Below are 12,412 nucleotides of genomic sequence, written 5' to 3'. Positions count from 1 at the left end.
AGAGGGGGGTGCGCCCTCGGCAAATCGAACATCCCGTCCCGCTTCAGCGACCGGTTGTCCCGTCCGTTACCTCCCTGCGCAGGTGACGACGCTCTTCTCGTTGATCTTGCCCTTGAACCCCGGATGTCCGTCCGGGACCATGCCGTCGATCGTCCCGGCGCTCGCCAGGCCGGCATCGAGATTACGATCAGCGGTCAACAGCAGCCTGACGAGTTGATCATGAAATCCGCTTCAGCATCGGCCTTACGGCAGTCGGCGCACCCGGTGCGCGGTAACGGATATGGCAGCGGCCCTCGCCTTCGTGCTCGACATCGACGTCCAGTCCGAAGACGGTGCGGATTCGCTCTTCGGTCAGAACTTCGTACGGGCGTCCCAGCGCAGCGATGCGACCGCCGCTCATCAACGCGACCCGGTCGCAGAACATGGCGGCATGGTTGAGATCGTGGAGTGCGGCGACCGCCGTCAGCTTCTGCTGCCGCACCAGATGCAGAAGGCCGATCTGATGGCCTATGTCGAGATGGTTGGTCGGCTCGTCGAGAAGGAGGATCTGTGGCTCCTGTGCCAGGGCACGCGCGATGTGCAGGCGCTGCCGCTCCCCGCCCGACAGCGTGTGCCACATGCGCGCCGTAAGCTGCGCCATGCCGACGTTGCGGATTGCCTCGTCGACGATGTCATCGTCCCTCGCCGACCATGGGGTGAAAGGCCCGAGATGCGGCGTGCGGCCGAGTTCGACGGCCTGGCGCGCCGAGATGCGCTCGCTCGTTTCGGCCTGCTGCTCGACCAGCGCAATGCGCCTGGCGATTTCCTTCCGTCCCAGCTTGTCGACGCTCTGCCCGTCCAGCAGCACCCGACCGGACCTCGGCCGCCGAAGGCCGGCAAGCAGCGACATCAGGCTGGTCTTGCCGGAGCCGTTCGGCCCGACGATGCCGAGAAACTCGCCCGCGACGACGTCGAGAGAGACATCCCGCAGGATGGAAACGCCGCCGGTCGACCATGAAACATTGCAAGCGGAGAGTTTCATCGAACTGTCCTGCTCTGACTGAGGATGACGGCGAAGGCGGGTGCGCCCACCAGCGCGGTGACGACGCCGATCGGCAGCACCTGGCCCGGAATGACGACGCGCGACACGATGTCGGCGGCGATCATGAACACCGCCCCGATCAAGGCGGAAGCGGGAAGCAGCAACCCGTGCCGGACGCCAACGATCATCCGCGACACGTGCGGGATGACGAGGCCGACGAAACCGATCGAACCGACGATGCTGACCATGGCCGCGGTCATCATCGCCGTTGTGCCGATCAGGACGACATAGACCCGGCGGACCGGGATGCCGAGCGAGGCTGCCGACTCGGAGCCGAAGGTGAAGGCGTCGAGCGCCCGCGCGTGCCACAGACAGACGATGAGGCCGACCACCGCGACGGGCACGGCGAGCCAGACATCCGGCCAGCGCACTCCGGACAGATTGCCGAGCAGCCAGAACATGATCGCGCGCGCCTGCTCGGCATTGGCGGCCTTGGTGACGATCAAGGATGTGAGCGCGTTGAAAAGCTGCGAGCCGGCGACGCCGGCCAGGATGATCGCCCCGTGCCCCCTGCCGGCACGCATCGCGAGCAGGCTGACGAGCCCGAAGGCGAGGATGGCTCCGACGAACGCCCCCGCCGGCAGCGTCATAAGGCCGGCGCCGATTCCGAGGACGGCGACACCGACCGCGCCCGTTGAGGCACCCGCAGAGATACCAAGGATATAGGGGTCGGCCAGGGGATTGCGCAAGAGCGACTGCAGCACGACGCCTGAAAGCGCCAGCGCCGAACCGCAGCAGGCGGCGACGATGGCGCGGCTCACCCGGTAGTTCCAGATGATGCCCTCGTCGAGCGCATCGAGACCGTAACCGGCATCCCACAGACGGTTGGCGACCGTCTTGGCCACGACGCCCATCGGAATCGACGTCTCGCCGATCGCCGCGCCCAGCCAGAGGGCGACAAGCAGCACGACGAGCGCCAGCAGGCTGGCGCTCGTCCGGGAGAGCGATGGCACGATGCCGATCACTTGTTCAGGCCGGATTTTTCGACGGCATCGGCGAGCGCCTCGATGCCTTCGATGGTCCGGATCGTCGGGTTCATCGCCTGGGCGTCCATCTCGACGACGTGGCCCTCCTTCACGGCGGGCATCAGGCTGGCGACCGGGTCGGACCCCAGGAACTTGTGCTTGACGGCAATGTCGTCGGCCGGGAAGCGACGGCGCTCCATCTTGCCCGCGACGATCAGCGTCGGGCTGGACTTGGCGATGGTTTCCCAGCCGACGGTCGGCCATTCCTCTTCGCTTTCGACGACATTCCTGATGCCGAGCGCCCGCATGATGTAGCCCGGCGCACCGTTCTTGCCGGCGACATAGGGATCGATGTCGAGCTCGGCGCTCGAGAACCAGAACACGGCGGAAAGCTTGCCGTCCGCCGAGGCGATCTTCTTCTTCGCCGCGTCCTCGCGCGCCTTCAGATCGGCGACCAGCTTCTCGCCGCGCTCCTGGACGTTGAAGATCCGGGCGAGTTCGCTGATCTCCCAATAGATCAGGTCCATGGTGAAGACCGTGTGGCGAACGCCGTCGCCGCCGCCGCTATTGTCCTTGCCGACGCAATCGGCCGGGGACGTATAGACCGGAATGCCGAGCTCCTCGAACTGCTCGGGCTTGGCGACGACGCCCTCGGGCCCGACATGCCACTGGAACTGCGCCGTCACGAGATCCGGCTTCCTGGCGAGGACGCCTTCGAAACTCGGGTCGTTGTCGGCGAGCCGCTCGACGTTGGCATTTACTTCCTCGTAGCCCTCGATGACCGGACCGATCCAGACGGCGGTCCCGACCATCCGATCGTTGAGGCCTAGCAGGTAGAGGATCTCCGTGCTGCTCTGGCCGATCGAGACGGCGCGTTCGGGCGCCTTCTCGAAGGTGACCTGACGGCCGCAATTCGTCAGCGTCAGCGGGTAGCTGGTCTCGGCGGCCTCGGCCTCCATGCCGATTGCCGCCAGAAGTACGGCTGCAGCGCACAGGACGACGCGACTTGATTTTGCAAAGATGCTTCTCATCAGAATTCCCCAAATTTCGATGAAGCGGCGCGCAAGGAAGGCGGCCTGCTCGTGGCGCGGGCGGACGGAGTCAGTCCGCCTGCCGGCAGTTCGACGGCGTCGAGGAGCGGGGAAAACCGAAGGCAGCAAGGCACAGATCGGCGCAAGGAGAGGTCATGGTTTTTCCTGTTCCGGGCATCCCCGCCCGTGGCACTGGAGTGAACGCATGACGGCAGGTCTCCTGGCTCGCGGATATCTGCCTGCACCTGCCTTCCCGCGATCGAACTCGCAGTGGCATGACGCTTGCGCGTCACGAGGGTGGCGGCAATCCGCTTACAGTTGCGGGGGCAGCCACGGTCTTGGTCCCTCTTGGGTCGTCCGCACCGTGTTCCCTATTAATCCCCTTCGCTTCGTCGTAGGGGAACCGTCGACGGCTTCCTTAAATAGTTGATCTGGACTGGTCAAGGCCGGTGCTGTTGCCAGGCGAGGCCCGGCGTCCTCTGCCGTGCGGAGTTGCATCCAGCCCCATGCCGCGGAAGCCGGCAAGAATCGTCCCCCTGCACCGGCCGCCGTAATCGCGTATGATCATACGGTCCTCGAGCAATCCAGAAGCAGGAGGAAAGCACAGATGTCCGGCGATGCGGGTCCGCAAAAAGTGAACGCCGAATATGCGATCGAGTACCTGCAGGAACATCCGGAAGCGGGGCTTTGCTGCGACGATCGGCGCTGCTGGATTACACCGAACGCGAACGAGACGGATCGGCAGGTTCTGCTTCTCGATGCGGTTGAGGCCGAGCGGCTCAAGGACAATCCGCGCCTTCGGCAGGTGTCCGGAATCGCGCATGCGGGCCGGTCTCTCTGGGTCGTTCGCAAAATGACGTAACGCCCCGCAGGATTGCTCCTGGCGAAACGCTTCTGTCGAAGTAATCGTTTACATTTCGCTCGTACGCGGCCCATCGGGCAAAATCCTTTGCCGCTCTTCCAAAGAGACGGCGCATGACCCTCAACTCGCATTGCGGATGAAGCTCAACGAAACGGACGTTTTATTCTTGACATTATTTGGAATTCGCATTCCATAGCCTCCGACTCCTGTTGAGCGGGTTCTGCAATGAGAGGAAAAACGCATGGTCTTGCGGGACAGACCGGAGTACTTCTCGTTTGAAGGGAGCGACCCGGACCGCCTTGCTGCCACGCTGACTGGCTGGACATCGCGGGTGCTCGTCAAACCGATTTCCACCGAGGGTATCTACTACAAATGCGCGTGGGCGAACGCCGGCGCAATGTCGATCGGGCACAGTCACTATGACGGGCAACTCCTCGTGGAGAGCGAAGGGGTTGGCGATCAGCTCGTGTTCGTCATGCCGCAAAAGGGCCGGGTGGACATTCGTGTGGGAGATCGCACAATTTGCTCGTCACCCGAACGCGGAGCGATCATCGAAGGCAGCAGGCGCATCACCGCACTCTCCTTGAGCTCGCGCGAGCACATGGCTGTCGCCATCGAGCGAGCGGCACTTTGCCGCCATCTGAGCGAGATGGTCGAGGTGCCGGTTTCCGGAGGATTGGAATTCTCGCCGGAGTTCGACCTGTTGTCCGGGCCAGGATCGGCGATTGCCCGCATTGCAGCTACACTTCAGGCCGGACTGGCCGGAAGCGCACCGTTGCGCAAGTCTCCGCTCGCGTTGACGAGGCTTAGCGAAGCGCTGATGCAGATGATTCTCGAGACGTTGCCGCACCGCTTTTCGGAGAAGATGCGCCGCGCCGCCTCGCCGGTGCCCCGTCACGTCAAGAAAGCAATCGAGTTCATGACGGCGAACCTGTCGAAGCCAATGACCCTGGTGGAGGTCGCCGTCGCCTGCGGTGTCAGTTCGCGTACGCTCCAGCAGGGTTTCCGTCAGTTCAAAAATACCACTCCGATGAACTACCTCCAACATTTGCGCCTGGAGGCCTTCCGCGAAGAACTGGTGGAGGCCAGACCGGGCCAAAGCGTCGCCGAGGTCGCACTCAGCTGGGGCTTCACCCATATGGGGCGGCTGGCCACGGATTACCGCAACCGGTTCGGCGAGCTTCCGTCGCAGACACTCCGCTCCCCTTCGGTTCGTAGATAGCATTTGGTGTGAGCCGCTAACGGTTCTGTCCGCGAGCGCAGGGCATGTCAGCGACGATCTTTCACCTTGCGCATGAAGGTCCCCTCCACCCCTCTCAACCACAACGTGTCGTACTGTGCCGATAAGGTCACTGTGACGCTCCAAATCCGGGTCCGGGCCGGGTGCCGACCGGTGCTTCGTATCGACACCCCTCCTACCCTCGGATAAATTCGGAACCGTCCACGATGCGGCGGACCAAAGCCAAAAGCCTTGAAGGCGTCGCGACCGGCCATGCCTCGTCGTCAGGCGAGCGGGCCGGTCGCGGTAAGGGCGAAACCCAACCATCCCCGCTCCCGAAGCATGACGGCCGCTGCAGTGACTCCGTGCGCCATTATCGCCTGAAGACGTAGATCGCGCCTCCGGCGTCGTCGGAGACGAGGACGGAACCGTCCAGCGCCTCCTTGACGTCCACCGGCCGGCCGACGTCTCGCAGGAAAGGCGTCGCCGAGACTGGCCGGCCGCCCCGGAAGCTCAGCCGCACGACCTGATAGCCGACCGGGACCGACCTGTCCCAACTGCCGTGCTGGGCGACCAGTGCGTCACCGCCGAGGCTGCGGAAGAAATGGATCCCCAAGGCTGCGACATGGGCCTGAAAGTTGAAAACGGGCGCTATCTGACGGGCGGGCGGCGGCGCGTCCTCAAACCCTGTGAGACGGATTCGGCCGCCGAAATAGGGGAAGCCATAGAAGCCGCCCTGCCGAAGCACGTTCAGCTCGTCGGGCGGGATATCGTCCCCCATTCGGTCGGCTCCGTTGTCGGTGAAGAACATGGTGCTGCCCCGCCAGTCGAATCCGACCGAATTGCGCACACCCCAGGCGACGCGTCGTAGATCGGACCCATCCTGGTTCATGCTGGCGATCGTGCCTTGCAGCCCGCGCGGCAAGCAGATGTTGCAAGGCGATCCAAACGACACGTAGAGCCTCGAATCGGGACCGACGGCGATGTAGCGAAAACTGTGGCCCCCCGAATTCGGCAACCCGCGGCGAATATCGCGCCGGCCGTTCAGGGTGCCGCCGCGCCCGATCTCGAACGCAGTGATTCTGTCCCTCGAAGCGACGAACAAGCGGCCGCGGGAGCATGCGACGCCATTCGGTGCGGAGAATCCGGAGGCGGCCCGTCGGGCGCGGCCGCCGGACAGCGGCACGGCATAGACCGAGGACCCTTTTGTTCCGACGAACAATGTGTCGCCGCAGACCGCCATTTCGCGCGCAGCGGGAACCCGGGCGAGCAGTTCCGCCCGCGCCGGGCCGAGGGCGACGCCGGAGGCAACCGTCGCGACCGCGGCGAGCCCGAGAAACCGGATTCCGGCTTTTAGGAAAATGACGTCCATCGGCGCCCTCCGAATTCACGCGATTGATGAATTTCGCCGTCGCCGACCTTCCACGCCATCAATGTCGCTGGGCAGGATCGGGCCAGAGCGCCCGCACGTCGGCAGGCAATCCATCGCGGACTTTGCGCACTTCGCCCGGGTCCAGGTGATGCGACAGGACGTGGAATACAGTCTGCACCGCCTCCTTTGCGTCGACCGGCCGGGTGAAGGCGAGTTCGTCCTTCACCTGCCCGAGGAACTCGTCCAAGCTCCGCGAACGCGTCGGCTGTTTCGAAGGCTCGTACTGATCGTAGTAGGCGCCGCGCACAAGCAGCGGCAGTTGCGCGGAAAGATGCGCCGCGAGGTCTGCTGGCAAGCGATCGCGCACTGTGTGGAGGACGGCGCCGAGGATATGCCATGCCAGCTGACGATCCGGGCCCTGATGCTCCATGATTTCATCGAGCCAGATATTGGTGATCTGAAGCGTCTTGTCGAACGCGGCAACCCCGGAAGCACTCATCTTGCCCTCCTGTTTCCTCATGCATGCTGCCGAACCAGCGGGATGCGCCGATGTTCCAATGGGGATGCATGCTCTGCAAACAGTCGAGGTATGTGCAATTTTGGTTCGTCTCGATGGCTGGTGGCGCCGCGCGTCTTGTCAGACGCGCCAAGATGGCTGGACTTTGAATTGCTGCATGTCTTTGCCCTTAAATCGGCAACGGCTCAAGGAAGCAAGCAGTAGCGGCCCGGGGAGCCGACAAGCGGCGTTGGCTCGCTCATGAAGGGCCGTTCCCCTTTCCGCACCAGATAGACCTCCCGCTCCGGGTTGGCTTCGATGACGAAACCGGAACTGCGAAGCATCGCCTCGACACCGGCTCGGTTCGGAATGAACCAGTTGGTGGGATCGTCGGCGAACCGGTCTTCGACGAAGAACAGCTTGGGATAGTCCGGACGATCGAAAATTCCCCATTCACGGAAATCGTAGTTAGCCTCGAGCGGCGAGACCGAATTGGCTCCGCGCTGCATGCACTGGAAGAGCATCTTGTCATCGACCACGTGCTCGTAGAGCAAATCGAGCGCCAGGAGCGGATGGCGCAGATGGTAAAGAACGCCCATGAAGATGACCAGGTCGAACCTGTCGCGAAGCTGTGCCACGTCGTAAACGGACATCAGCCTGAACTCGACCTGCATTCCGGCCTGTTCGGCGGCGAATTTCGCTTGCCGCAGATAGCGCGGGTCGGAGTCGATGCCGAGCACCCGGCCGGCGTTGCGGCGCTTCATTTCCTGCGAGTAGAAGCCGGCATTGCAGCCGATGTCGAGCACGCTCCGGCCATCTAGGTCCTCCGGCACGACATGCTTGAACCTCTCCCATTTCACCGCTGGATAATCGCCGAGGAAGTGATCGGGAGACGTTTCGACGCCCGCGATCCGCATATTGTGGAACCAGGGGCCGAGTGCCGCGATCTCATTCTCGATAGCCGTTCGGTATTTCGTCTCCTGAACCATGATCAAAGGTCCTGAGAAAGCACGGACATTTCCGGCTGACGCGCAGGACGGCCGCGCCGGCGCATTGGCGGCTGCTGCGGAAGCGCCCTCTGGAACCACGCAATCGTGTGCGTCAGTCCGTCCTGCAGCGGAACCTTCGGCTCCCAGCCAAGAAGCGATTTTGCTCGGGAGATGTCGGGCCGGCGGCGCTGCGGATCATCGGGCGGCAAGGGTGCGTGGACGATAGCCGACGCCGTCCTGACTTTCGAAAGCACCAGTTCGGCCAATTCGATGACGGTAAACTCGCCCGGATTGCCGAGGTTTACGGGTACACCCGGATTGGGATCGCGGTTCATCAGCCTGATCAATCCCTCGACGAGATCGGACACATAGCAGAAGGACCGCGTCTGCTCACCGCTGCCATAGACCGTGAGCGGCTCGTTGTTCAGCGCCTGCACGACGAAGTTCGAGACGATCCGGCCGTCGTTCGGCCGCATGTGCGGGCCGTAGGTGTTGAAGATGCGCGCCACTTTCGCGTCGACGCTGCCGGCCCGCAGACTGTCGAAGCACAGCGCCTCGGCCGCCCGCTTGCCTTCGTCGTAGCAAGCCCGCGGGCCGGTGCAATTGACATGCCCCCAATATTCCTCCTGCTGCGGGTGCTGCTGCGGATCGCCGTAGATCTCGCTCGTCGAGGCCTGGAGGAACCTGGCACCGTGCCGGGCGGCAAGCCGCAGCAGATTTCCGGTTCCGGTCACGCTGGTCATCATCGTATGGATCGGGTCGGCCTGGTAGGACGGCGGCGAGGCGGGGCAAGCGAGATTGTAGATCTCGTCGAGCGGCTCATCGCTGACGATCTCGTCGCAGACATCCTGTTCGACCATGGTGAAGTAAGGGTTGCGCTGAAGCGCGGCGACATTGTCCGGAGATCCCGTCAGATAGCTGTCGAGGCAGATCACCCGGTTGCCGGCGCCGAGCAGGGCTGAACAAAGGTGGGATCCGACGAAGCCGGCCCCTCCGGCAACCAGGATGACCCTTCCGCGATTTGCTCCTTTTCTCTTTGCCATAGGCCGTTCTCCTTTCGGTTATACCCGAAGCCGCCGCTCTGAATGTCTCGTGGCGAGATCGGTCTTGGGCGCGATGCTTTCGATGGCCCCGACGAAGGTTCTGGCGCGAACCGCAGCGCTGTGTGCGCTTGCGACACGCTGATAGGCGCTGTCGGCAATCGCCTTGCACTGACGATCGTCGAGACTCGTCAGTGCCGCGACGACATCGTCGCTGCTCGTCGCGATGATCGCGGCCTGTCCGGGCGGGAAGAAGCTGTCCAAGCCCTCCCACCAATCGCTGATCAGGGGCGTGCCGCAGGCGGCCGCCTCGAAGAGGCGGACGCTGGGCGACCAGCCCGCCGCTACCATGTCGGCGCGCGTCACGTTCAGCGTGAACCGCTGGCGGCTGTAGAAATCGGCGTGCTCGGCAGGCGGCAGATGCTCGATGCGCTGCACATTGCCCGGCCAGTCGAGCCCGGCCGGGTAGTTCGGGCCGGCAACGACGAAGCGCATCTCGGGCAAACGCCGAGCCGGCTCGATGAGCAGACGCTCGAGCGCCGGCTGCCGGTCGGGGCTGAAGGTTCCGAGATAGCCGAGATCCCATTCTCTCGGCGCACCCGTATTGCGATAGATGTCCAGATCGACGGCGCAATAGAGCGGCACGGCTCGGCGCGCCCCGAAATCGCTCCGGAGCCGATCGAGCATCGGGCCTCCGGAAAAGGAGAAATAGAGATCGAACAAAGGCACCTGCCGGCAGGCCAGATATTCCTCGTCGCCGCGCCCGAGCCTTGCAAGCGTCACCGGCGTGTCGATGTCGTAGAAGCACAGACGCTTGGCGCCGAGATCGACGGCAGCGTCGATCACCTCCACCCCGTCGGGCACGTAGGAGCCGATGACCACGGCATCGGCACTGGCCAACTTGCCAGCATGTCGCATCAGCAGTTCGTCAACGCTCCTGTAAAGGACAAGCTCGCAGAAGTCGGGCTCGGCCATGTCCCGATGGCGCGCATACCAGGGAACGTCGCGTTCCAGGAAGGTCACCCGGTGGCCGGCCGCATGGACGCCGCGCAGCAGGGCTCGAAATGTCGTCGCATGGCCGTTACCCCACGAGGAGGAGAGCGAGAGGCCCAGGATGGCGATGTCGAGCCGGCGGTTCATTCGGCTGCCTCCACACGGCTCGACCGATCGCGAAAGACGCGGTCCACTTCCGCAGCCCGATGCGCGTAGGTATGTTCGCCGAGGACGCGGGCGAGCGCCCGCTCTCCGATCTGCTGCGCACTTGCAGGCGTCAGCTTCCGCATCAGTTCGACCACGTCCTGGCCGTCGCGGGCGACCAGTACCTCCTCCCCCGGCTTCAGGAAGAGCTCGATGCCTTCCCATGCGTCGGTGATCAGACAGGCGCCGGCGCCGGCCGCCTCGAAGACGCGGGTTGCCGGCGAGAAGCCGTTTTCCGCCATGCTGGCGCGCGAAATGTTCAGGACCGCGTGGGGCGTCGCGTTGAAGGCATTGTGATCGGCCGTCGGAACGTGGCCGATATAGGCAACATTCGCGGGCAGCGGCTTGTCATGCCAGCCGGCCCCGCCGAGCAGGAATCGCCGGTTGCCGAGTCGGGCCGCGGGCGCGAGGAAGAACGCTTCCACCCGCGCCTCGCGATCCGGCAGGCGATTGCCGAGGAAGGCAAGTTCGGCGGCAAAGCGCGGGTCTTCGGAGACGCGATGATGCGTCTCCGGGTCGACGGCGTTATAGATCGGCACGCATTGGCAGGCGCCGAGCGCCCGATAGGAGCGGACAACCGGATCGCCGCCGCCATAGGTCAAGACGAGATCGAGCGAAGAGAGTGCGCGCCGCAGCGGATGATCGGGGGCCGCCCGGAGCTCCTGAAGCGTGGCGGGCGCGTCGACATCCCAGAAGATTTTCAGCGCCGCCGGACGTGCCGCAGCCATCACCTCTACGAGCAGCAGATCGTCCTCGAAGCCGACGCCGCTCGCCTTGATGACGACGTCGGCCTCGGCCGCCGAGGCAGCGGCCCGCTTCAGCGCCGCGACAGTCCCTTCGTAAACGACGACGCTGCACCAATCCGGCGAATCGATGTCGCGGTGCTTCTGCCGATCATAGACGTCCGGTTCATAGAAGGTGATTTCGTAACCCCGCGCGGCCAACGCCCTGAGCAGTCCGCGGTAATAGGTTGCCGCGCCGTTCCAATAGGCCGAAACGAGGCTCGATCCGTAAAAGGCAATCCTCATATCGCTGCCTCCTTGGTCGTGGCGCTATCGCCCACAGCCTGTCTCGGTCCATAGGCAGCGACGATGCGGAGAAGCTCGTCGACGCGATGCGCACAGGTGTGGCGTCGCCGGATCGTCTCCAATCCGCTCGCCGTCATTTCTTCGGCAAAGGCCGGGTCGGAAAGCACCTGGCGCAGGAGGCGCGTCATCTCTTCTCCGCTGCGGGCGAAGAGGAAATCCTTGCCGGCGCGAAAAAGGCCTTCCGCATCGTTCCAGGGCGCCGAGATCAGCGGAATGCCGCAGGCAAGCGCCTCGAACACGCGGATGGTCGGGATGCCGGGCAGCGCCTCGACATAAGGTCGCCGCGGAATGTGCATGGTCGCGCGATGCGCGGCGAAGGTCCGGGGAACGGCGGCGTTTGCGACCCAGCCGCCATAGCAGATCCCCGCCGCCCGCAACGCCTTCAGGGCGGCGCCCGGATAGCGGACGCCCCGCACCGTCGTCCTCAGCTTCAGTCGTCGCGCCGGCTCGACGAGGAAGGCGGCGATCTCCGCACTGCGCTCGTCGTCGCCCCAATTGCCGATCCAGACAAGATCGCCGGTCTTCTCCACCTCCGGCATCGGCTGAAACAGCGAGGTATCGGCCGCCTCGTGCCAGGTGAACACATGCTTGCCCCAGCCGGCACTGAGATAACGCTCGCGGAGCGCCTCGCCGAAAGCCAGGACGAAATCGTAACCGGTCAGATCGAGCCGGGCGATCTCGCGCCGCTGAGAGACGGACCGATGATGCGTGTCGTGAAAGGCGAGCGTGAAACGGCCGCCATTGCGACGGATGCGCCCGAGCCGGGCGATCAAGGCCGGCTCCGTCCATTCATGCACGACAACCACATCGGCATCGCTTACCGCTGCCTCGTGATCGAAGTTCGCGTCGTAGCTCTCCGCGTGCAATTCCGGAAAGTGCTTGCGGAAGGCGGCGATCGGCCCGACGCCCTGGTCCGCGATCAGGTTCAGGCGGCTCCAGGAGTCGCGCGGTTCGAGAGCCGTCGCCCGGTGTCCGCGGCCGACGAGTTCGCGCATGACGCCGCGCAGGAAATGCGCATTTCCATGGTTCCAGTCGGAAACGAGGGATTGGGTGTAGAAGAGGAACCGCATCG

Annotated in this window: 13 protein-coding genes and 1 riboswitch; of the genes, 2 read left to right on the top strand and 11 right to left on the bottom strand. The window is 64.2% G+C overall.

Annotation, left to right across the window (positions count from 1 at the left end):
* Positions 1 to 66: 66 nt before the first annotated feature.
* The 4 genes from AU381_RS31050 to AU381_RS30120 are packed head-to-tail and all read right to left on the bottom strand — an operon-like array spanning position 67 to position 3,005.
* The gene (locus AU381_RS31050; RefSeq protein WP_280137785.1) at positions 67 to 198 is read right to left on the bottom strand and encodes a cupredoxin domain-containing protein; all 132 of its coding nucleotides are present in this window, start codon (positions 196 to 198) and stop codon (positions 67 to 69) included.
* 19 nt (positions 199 to 217) lie between these two features.
* Positions 218 to 1,021 (bottom strand): ABC transporter ATP-binding protein, encoded by an 804-nt coding sequence (locus AU381_RS22380; protein ID WP_064243907.1) that lies wholly within the window; start codon positions 1,019 to 1,021, stop codon positions 218 to 220.
* Entirely contained in the window at positions 1,018 to 2,046 is a 1,029-nt protein-coding gene (locus AU381_RS22375; RefSeq protein WP_064243906.1) for a FecCD family ABC transporter permease, read from the bottom strand. Before AU381_RS22375 ends, AU381_RS22380 begins: the two co-directional genes overlap by 4 nt.
* A complete protein-coding gene (locus AU381_RS30120) occupies positions 2,043 to 3,005 on the bottom strand; it encodes an ABC transporter substrate-binding protein (RefSeq protein ID WP_244520116.1) in 963 nt (320 codons plus the stop codon). The genes AU381_RS22375 and AU381_RS30120 overlap by 4 nt, the downstream gene beginning before the upstream one ends.
* A gap of 265 nt (positions 3,006 to 3,270) precedes the next feature.
* A riboswitch (cobalamin riboswitch) is annotated at positions 3,271 to 3,500 on the bottom strand.
* A gap of 184 nt (positions 3,501 to 3,684) precedes the next feature.
* Between AU381_RS30120 and AU381_RS22365 the strand changes: the two genes are divergently transcribed.
* Both AU381_RS22365 and AU381_RS22360 read left to right on the top strand, forming a co-directional pair.
* Positions 3,685 to 3,939: a hypothetical protein gene (locus tag AU381_RS22365; RefSeq protein WP_064243905.1), complete on the top strand. Its 255-nt coding sequence runs from the start codon at positions 3,685 to 3,687 to the stop codon at positions 3,937 to 3,939.
* 241 nt (positions 3,940 to 4,180) lie between these two features.
* Positions 4,181 to 5,161: an AraC family transcriptional regulator gene (locus AU381_RS22360; protein ID WP_064243904.1), complete on the top strand. Its 981-nt coding sequence runs from the start codon at positions 4,181 to 4,183 to the stop codon at positions 5,159 to 5,161.
* Positions 5,162 to 5,531: 370 nt separating this feature from the next.
* On the opposite strand, the gene AU381_RS22355 is transcribed toward AU381_RS22360, so the two are convergent.
* The 7 genes from AU381_RS22355 to AU381_RS22325 form a co-directional block, all read right to left on the bottom strand.
* Positions 5,532 to 6,530, bottom strand: a complete 999-nt coding sequence (locus AU381_RS22355) for a PQQ-dependent sugar dehydrogenase (RefSeq protein ID WP_064243903.1) — start codon at positions 6,528 to 6,530, stop codon at positions 5,532 to 5,534.
* Between the two features lie 58 nt (positions 6,531 to 6,588).
* The gene (locus AU381_RS22350) at positions 6,589 to 7,029 is read right to left on the bottom strand and encodes a DUF2267 domain-containing protein (protein ID WP_064244198.1); all 441 of its coding nucleotides are present in this window, start codon (positions 7,027 to 7,029) and stop codon (positions 6,589 to 6,591) included.
* Between the two features lie 203 nt (positions 7,030 to 7,232).
* On the bottom strand, positions 7,233 to 8,015 hold the full coding sequence (locus AU381_RS22345) for a TIGR04290 family methyltransferase (protein ID WP_064243902.1): 783 nt from the start codon (positions 8,013 to 8,015) through the stop codon (positions 7,233 to 7,235).
* Between the two features lie 2 nt (positions 8,016 to 8,017).
* Positions 8,018 to 9,058, bottom strand: coding sequence for a UDP-glucuronic acid decarboxylase family protein (locus AU381_RS22340; protein WP_064243901.1), 1,041 nt, complete (start codon positions 9,056 to 9,058; stop codon positions 8,018 to 8,020).
* 18 nt (positions 9,059 to 9,076) lie between these two features.
* Positions 9,077 to 10,195: a CgeB family protein gene (locus AU381_RS22335; RefSeq protein WP_064243900.1), complete on the bottom strand. Its 1,119-nt coding sequence runs from the start codon at positions 10,193 to 10,195 to the stop codon at positions 9,077 to 9,079.
* Positions 10,192 to 11,280 (bottom strand): CgeB family protein, encoded by a 1,089-nt coding sequence (locus AU381_RS22330; protein ID WP_064243899.1) that lies wholly within the window; start codon positions 11,278 to 11,280, stop codon positions 10,192 to 10,194. Before AU381_RS22330 ends, AU381_RS22335 begins: the two co-directional genes overlap by 4 nt.
* Entirely contained in the window at positions 11,277 to 12,410 is a 1,134-nt protein-coding gene (locus tag AU381_RS22325) for a CgeB family protein (protein ID WP_064243898.1), read from the bottom strand. Before AU381_RS22325 ends, AU381_RS22330 begins: the two co-directional genes overlap by 4 nt.
* Between the last annotated feature and the right edge of the window lie 2 nt (positions 12,411 to 12,412).

This window comes from Sinorhizobium glycinis (genome assembly GCF_001651865.1).
GTDB lineage: Bacteria > Pseudomonadota > Alphaproteobacteria > Rhizobiales > Rhizobiaceae > Sinorhizobium > Sinorhizobium glycinis.
The sequence above is the reverse complement of the archived record's forward strand: the minus strand, read 5'-3'. Positions and strand labels throughout refer to the sequence as shown.

What these genes read in the sequence shown, in the direction of transcription:
- AU381_RS22380 (WP_064243907.1), bottom strand. Translation starts at nt 1,021, where the DNA reads ATGAAACTCTCCGCTTGCAATGTTTCATGGTCGACCGGCGGCGTTTCC.
- AU381_RS30120 (WP_244520116.1), bottom strand. Translation starts at nt 3,005, where the DNA reads ATGGAGGCCGAGGCCGCCGAGACCAGCTACCCGCTGACGCTGACGAAT.
- AU381_RS22365 (WP_064243905.1), top strand. Translation starts at nt 3,685, where the DNA reads ATGTCCGGCGATGCGGGTCCGCAAAAAGTGAACGCCGAATATGCGATC.
- AU381_RS22360 (WP_064243904.1), top strand. Translation starts at nt 4,181, where the DNA reads ATGGTCTTGCGGGACAGACCGGAGTACTTCTCGTTTGAAGGGAGCGAC.
- AU381_RS22355 (WP_064243903.1), bottom strand. Translation starts at nt 6,530, where the DNA reads ATGGACGTCATTTTCCTAAAAGCCGGAATCCGGTTTCTCGGGCTCGCC.
- AU381_RS22350 (WP_064244198.1), bottom strand. Translation starts at nt 7,029, where the DNA reads ATGAGTGCTTCCGGGGTTGCCGCGTTCGACAAGACGCTTCAGATCACC.
- AU381_RS22345 (WP_064243902.1), bottom strand. Translation starts at nt 8,015, where the DNA reads ATGGTTCAGGAGACGAAATACCGAACGGCTATCGAGAATGAGATCGCG.
- AU381_RS22340 (WP_064243901.1), bottom strand. Translation starts at nt 9,058, where the DNA reads ATGGCAAAGAGAAAAGGAGCAAATCGCGGAAGGGTCATCCTGGTTGCC.
- AU381_RS22335 (WP_064243900.1), bottom strand. Translation starts at nt 10,195, where the DNA reads ATGAACCGCCGGCTCGACATCGCCATCCTGGGCCTCTCGCTCTCCTCC.
- AU381_RS22330 (WP_064243899.1), bottom strand. Translation starts at nt 11,280, where the DNA reads ATGAGGATTGCCTTTTACGGATCGAGCCTCGTTTCGGCCTATTGGAAC.
- AU381_RS22325 (WP_064243898.1), bottom strand. Translation starts at nt 12,410, where the DNA reads ATGCGGTTCCTCTTCTACACCCAATCCCTCGTTTCCGACTGGAACCAT.